The sequence below is a fragment of the Ramlibacter sp. genome, from assembly GCF_013697775.1.
In the GTDB taxonomy this organism is placed as follows: domain Bacteria; phylum Pseudomonadota; class Gammaproteobacteria; order Burkholderiales; family Burkholderiaceae_C; genus Ramlibacter.
The window spans coordinates 1-5,041 of sequence record NZ_JACCWG010000256.1; the positions used below are offsets into that span (position 1 = coordinate 1).

The 5,041-nt window shown below is 70.7% G+C and carries 2 protein-coding genes and 1 pseudogene; all 3 read left to right on the top strand.

The features are described from left to right. Positions 1-1,097: pseudogene (locus H0U68_RS12725) on the top strand (efflux RND transporter periplasmic adaptor subunit); the annotation flags it as partial. Position 1,098: 1 nt separating this feature from the next. Continuing rightward, positions 1,099-4,329, top strand: coding sequence for a multidrug efflux RND transporter permease subunit (locus H0U68_RS12730; protein WP_296356118.1), 3,231 nt, complete (start codon positions 1,099-1,101; stop codon positions 4,327-4,329). A 26-nt stretch (positions 4,330-4,355) separates the two neighbouring features. Next, positions 4,356-5,041: TolC family protein (locus H0U68_RS12735; RefSeq protein ID WP_296356120.1), on the top strand; the 686-nt coding region annotated here is incomplete at its 3' end.

The window sequence follows — 5,041 nt, forward strand, 5'->3', positions numbered from 1 at the left end:
GTGTTCGGCCAGGGCGCCACCATGGCGCAGGCCAGCGCCCCGCAGGGCGCGCCGCCCGCCACGCCGGTGGCCGTGGCGCAGGTGGACGAACGCGAGATCACCACCTGGGACGAGTTCTCCGGCCGGCTCGAAGCGGTCGAGCGTGTGGACGTGCGCCCGCGCGTGGCCGGCGCCGTGCTGGCCGCGCACTTTCGCGAAGGCGCGCTGGTGAAGAAAGGCGACCTGCTGATCACCATCGACCCCGCGCCGTATGCGGCCGAAGCGGAACGCGCCGCGGCCCAGGCGGCGGCGGCGCAGGCGCGGCTGGCGCACGCCACCACCGAGAACGCGCGCGCCAAGCGCCTGTGGGAGGAAAGCGCGATCGCGCAGCGTGAACTGGACGAGCGCCTGAACGCGCAGCGCGAAGCCGAGGCCAACCTGCGCGCCGCGCAGGCGCAGCTGCAGTCCGCGCGGCTGAACCTGGGCTACACGCAGGTGCGCGCGCCGGTGTCGGGCCGCATCGGCCGGCTGGAGATCACGGCCGGCAACCTGGTCGCGGCCGGTCCAAGCGCGCCGGTGCTGACCACGCTGGTGTCGGTGAGCCCGATCTACGCCAGCTTCGACGCCGACGAGCAGACCATCGTGCGCGCCTTGAAAGACCTGCCCAGCGGCGCCAGCGCGCGCCAGCGGATCGAGCGCATTCCGGTGCGCATGGGCACCTCGCTCACCGGCGACGCGGGCCATACCGGCCGGCTGCAGCTGATCGACACCAGGTCGACGCCAAGAGCGGCACCGTGCGCGTGCGTGCCGCCTTCGACAACAAGGACGGCGTGCTGATTCCCGGCCAGTTCGCCCGCATCCGCATGGGCCAGCCGCAGGCCGGCCGCGTGCTGCTGGTGAGCGAGCGTGCTATCGGCACCGACCAGGACAAGAAGTACGTGCTGGTGGTGGGCGCCGGCAACAAGGCGGAGTACCGCGAGGTGACGCTGGGCGCGGCGGTGGACGGCCAGCGCGTCGTGCGCAGCGGCCTGAAGCCGGGTGAGCGGGTGGTTGTCAACGGCCTGCAGCGCGTGCGCCCCGGCGCATTGCTGCAGCCCCAGGCGGTGACCGGAGCCTGATGTGAATTTCTCCAAATTCTTCATCGACCGGCCGATCTTCGCCGGCGTCCTCTCGCTGCTGATCTTCCTGGCGGGGCTGCTCGCGCTGCGCGGCCTGCCGATTTCGGAATACCCGGACGTCGTTCCGCCCACCGTGGTGGTGCGGGCCAACTACCCCGGCGCCAACCCCAAGGTGATCGCCGAGACCGTGGCCACGCCGCTGGAGGAAGCCATCAACGGTGTGGAAGGCATGCTCTACATGAGCAGCCAGGCCACCACCGACGGCCTGCTCACGCTGAACGTCACCTTCAAGCTGGGCACCGACGTGGACAAGGCGCAGCAGCTGGTGCAAAACCGCGTGGCGCAGGCCGAGCCGCGCCTGCCGGAGGAAGTGCGGCGCCTGGGCCTGTCCACCGTGAAGAGCTCGCCCGACCTCACGATGGTGGTGCACCTGGTGTCGCCCAACGGCCGCTACGGCATGGACTACCTGCGCAACTACGCGGTGCTGAACGTCAAGGACCGCCTCGCGCGCATCCAGGGCGCGGGCCAGGTCGCCATCTGGGGCGGCGGCGAATACGCCATGCGCATCTGGCTGGACCCGCAGAAGGTGGCGCAGCGCGGGCTGTCGGCCGGCGACGTGGTGCGCGCCGTGCGCGGCGAGAACGTGCAGGCCGCCGCCGGCGTGGTGGGCGCGTCGCCCGGCCTGCCCGGCGTGGGCACGCAGATGTCGATCAACGCGCAGGGCCGGTTGACGAACGAGGCCGAGTTCGGCGACATCATCGTCAAGGCGGCCGACGAAGGCGCCATCACGCGGCTGCGCGACGTGGCGCGGCTGGAACTCGGCGCGGCCGACTATTCGCTGCGCTCGCTCCTGAACAACAGCCCGGCCGTCGGCATCGGCGTGTTCCAGTCGCCCGGCTCCAACGCGCTGGAGATCTCCGCGCAGGTGCGCGCCACCATGCAGGAGCTGGCCAAGAGCATGCCCGAGGGCGTGGAATACCGCATCGCCTACGACCCCACGCAGTTCGTGCGCGCCTCCATCAAGTCCGTGGTGCACACGCTGCTGGAAGCCATCGCCCTGGTGGTGCTGGTGGTGATCCTGTTCCTGCAGACCTGGCGCGCCTCCATCATCCCGCTGCTGGCGGTGCCGGTGTCGGTGATCGGCACCTTCGCGGTGCTGCACCTGCTGGGCTTTTCGATCAACGCGCTCAGCCTGTTCGGGCTGGTGCTGGCCATCGGCATCGTGGTGGACGACGCCATCGTGGTGGTGGAGAACGTCGAGCGCAACATCGAGGCCGGGTTGAACCCGCTGCAGGCGACGTACCAGGCCATGCGCGAGGTATCGGGACCAATCGTCGCCATCGCGCTGGTGCTGGTGGCGGTGTTCCTGCCGCTGGCCTTCATCAGCGGCTTGACGGGGCAGTTCTACCGGCAGTTCGCGGTGACGATCGCCATCTCCACGGTGATTTCCGCAATCAATTCGCTGACCTTGTCGCCGGCGCTTGCCGCGCTGCTGCTGCGCGGCCACGACGCGCCGAAAGACGCGCTCACCCGCTTCATGGACCGCGCCTTCGGCTGGCTGTTCCGCGGCTTCAACAAGCTGTTCGGCCGCGGCGCCGAGGCCTACAGCGGCGGCGTGCGCAAGGTGCTGGGCCGCAAGGCCGTGATGCTGGGCGTGTACCTGGCGCTGGCGGTGGCCACGCTGGGCCTGTTCAAGGCCGTGCCCTCGGGGTTCGTGCCGGCGCAGGACAAGCAGTACCTGATCGGCTTCGCGCAGCTGCCCGACGGCGCCACCCTGGACCGCACCGAGGCGGTGATCCGCCGCATGGGCGAGATCGCGCAGAAGAACCCCAACGTGGAAGGCACGCTGGCGTTCCCCGGCCTGTCGATCAACGGCTTCACCAACAGCTCGAACTCGGGGATCGTGTTCGCCATGCTCAAGCCGTTCGAGCAACGCACTCATGCCAACCAGAGCGGCGGCGCCGTCGCCGGCCAGCTGAACCAGGCGTTCTCGGGCATCCAGGATGCGTTCATCGTCATGTTCCCGCCGCCGCCGGTGGCCGGCATCGGCACCACCGGCGGCTTCAAGCTGGAGCTGGAAGACCGCGGCTCGCTCGGCTACGAAGCCATGGACGCGGCGGTGAAGGCCTTCATGGCGAAAGCCGGGCAGGCGCCGGAGCTGGCGGGCCTGTTCACCAGCTGGCAGGTCAACGTGCCGCAGCTGTGGGCCGACATCGACCGCACCAAGGCGCGGCAGCTGGGCGTGCCGGTGACCGACATCTTCGACACGCTGCAGATCTACCTGGGCAGCCTCTACATCAACGACTTCAACAAGTTCGGCCGCACCTACTCCGTCCGTGCCCAGGCCGACGCGCCCTACCGCGCCCGCGCCGAGGACATCGGCCAGCTGAAGGTGCGCGCGGCCACAGGCGAGATGGTGCCGCTGTCGGCGCTGATGAAGGTCAAGGACAGCCACGGCCCGGAGCGCGCCATGCGCTACAACGGCTACCTCGCCGCCGACATCAACGGCGGCGCCGCGCCGGGCTTTTCGTCGGGCCAGGCGCAGGCGGCCATCGAACGCATCGCCGCCGAGACGCTGCCGCCCGGCATCGCCTTCGAGTGGACCGACCTCACCTACCAGGAAATCCTGGCCGGCAACTCCGCCGTGTGGGTGTTCCCGCTGGCGATCCTGCTGGTGTTCCTGGTGCTGGCCGCGCAGTACGAGAGCCTGACCCTGCCGCTGTCGATCATCCTGATCGTGCCGATGGGCCTCTTGGCCGCGATGACCGGCGTGTGGCTTTCGGGCGGGGACAGCAACGTGTTCACGCAGATCGGGCTAATGGTGCTGGTGGGGCTCTCGGCCAAGAACGCGATCCTGATCGTGGAGTTCGCGCGCGAGCTGGAATTCGCCGGCCGCACGCCGATGGACGCGGCCATGGAAGCGAGCCGGCTGCGGCTGCGCCCGATTCTCATGACATCGCTGGCGTTCGTGATGGGCGTGCTGCCGCTGGTGCTGAGCAGCGGTGCGGGCTCGGAGATGCGCCAGGCCATGGGCGTGGCGGTGTTCGCCGGGATGATCGGCGTCACGGCCTTCGGCCTGTTCCTCACGCCGGTGTTCTATGTCGGCCTGCGCGCCATGGCCGGCAACCGGCCGCTGCGGCACCACGGCCGCGCCGTGCACATCGAGACGCCGCCGTCCGGCTCCGGTGCGGTGGCCCGCCCCGTGCCGGCCGCGCGCCACGAACACGAATGAAGCGCGACACGAACGAAGGACGCCCGATGAAGATTCTTTCCCTCTCCGTGCTGGCCGCCGCGCTGTTCGCCGCCGGCTGTGCCACCACCCTGCCGCCGCTGCCTGCGCCGCTGGACACGCCGGCGCAGTTCAAGGAAGCCGACGGCGCACGTTGGACCACTGTCCAGCCCGCCGAGGCACGCGACCGCGGTGCCTGGTGGCAGGCCTTCAACGACCCGGTGCTGGAACGGCTGGTGCTGCGCGCTGGCGCCAACAACACCGACATCGCGCAGGCGGCCGCACGCCTGGCGCAGGCGCGCGCCCTGGTGCGCCAGGCGCAGGCCGACCGGCTGCCACAGCTGGGGCTCTCGGCAGGCGCGAACCGGCAGGCCGGCGCCAACACGGCGCAGGGCACGGCGCCCGCCACGCTGGTGCAGGCCGGTGTCGGCGCGTCGTGGGAGCCGGACCTGTTCGGCCGGCTGTCCCGTACGCGCGACGCCGCGTCGCTGGACGCGCAAAGCCGCGAGGCGCTGCTGCAAAGCACGCGGCTGGCGGTGCAGGCCGAGACGGCGCAGACCTATCTTTCGCTGCGCGCCATCGACGCCGAGCACGCGCTGGTGCGCGAGACGGTGGCCGCGTACGACGGCACGGTGCGGCTCACGCAGCGCCGCTTCGCCGCCGGCGACATCGCCGAACTGGACGTGGTGCGCGTGCAGGCCGAGCAGGCCGGCAC